A 1,201-nucleotide genomic window follows, 5' to 3' on the forward strand; every position below is an offset into this window, starting at 1 on the left:
GTTCACCGCAGAGCCCCGGATCAGCGCTAAAATCTCGTCGCCGTCCCGCTCCGCGTCCGACTGCCGCTTCAGCACCAGCACGCCGCAGCCCTCGCTCCAGCCCGCGCCATTGGCCCCCGCTGCAAACGCCTTGCAGCGGCCGTCGGGCGCCATGCCGTTGTCAGGTCCCAGCGCCACCAGGGTCAACGGCGTCGACATCACGGTCACGCCGCCGGCCAACGCCAGATCGCACTCGCCCTGCCGCAGCGCCGTGCACGCCAGATGCAGCGCTGTCAGCGACGACGAGCACGCCGTATCCACCGTCATCGCCGGACCTTCGAGGCCCAGCACATAGGAGACGCGGCCCGCCAGCACGCTCGACAGCGTGCCCGTCGCCGTCCACATCGTCGTCGCCTCGAGCGAGCGCGTGCCGTAGTCGCCAGCCATCGCGCCGAGATAGACGCCGGTCCGGCTCTCGCTCAGCCCTTCCGGTTGCAGCCCCGCACGCTCCAGCGCCTCCCACACCGCTTCCAGAATCAGCCGCTGCTGCGGGTCCATCTCCATCGCTTCCCGCGGCGCGATGCCGAAGAAGCCCGCGTCGAACTCCGCAACCGCGTCGATAAAGCCACCTTCCTGCGACAGCCCTCCCGTGACCTCTTCCAGCCGCCGCAACAGATCCCGGCTCCAGCGCTCCGGCAGCGGCCCAACGCCGTCGCCACCGCGCTCCAGCAGTGACCAATAGCTCTCCGGACTCGCCGGACCTCCAGGTGTGCGGCAGCTCATCCCGACAATCGCGATCGGCTCCGACGCCGATGCGGTAATCGCCCGCCGTTTCTCCTGTCGAACCGGCGCACGGCCGAGTTCGAGCTTCTCCAGCAGCAGGCGCGCCATGGCGCGTGCGGTCGGGTAGTCGAAGGCGAGAGTCGCCGGCAGCTTGGTGCCGACCCGTCCCGACAGGCGGTTGCGCAGCTCGACCGCCATCAGCGAGTCCAGCCCGAGATCCTTGAGCGGTTGATCCGCCGGCACCGATGAGGCCCCGGGCAGCGCCAGCACCGCGGCGATCTCCTCCTGCGCCAGCTCCACCAGCGCAGCAAGGCGTTCGCCTTCGCCGCCAAGGGCAGCCAGCCGCGACCGCAGACTGTTGGTGTCGCCGCTCGCGGCTGCCGAGGCCCGCCGCAATCCGCTGCGGACGAGGCCGCGGTACAGCGCCGGCACATCGTCA

1 protein-coding gene is annotated in these 1,201 nt (G+C 70.4%); it reads right to left on the reverse strand.

The annotated features are described in order from the left end of the window. Positions 1-1,201 (reverse strand): type I polyketide synthase (locus IVB48_RS16520; protein ID WP_247400928.1); only part of this gene is annotated, 1,201 nt, incomplete at both ends.

It is taken from the genome of Bradyrhizobium sp. 76 (assembly GCF_023073025.1).
Classification (GTDB): Bacteria; Pseudomonadota; Alphaproteobacteria; order Rhizobiales; family Xanthobacteraceae; genus Bradyrhizobium.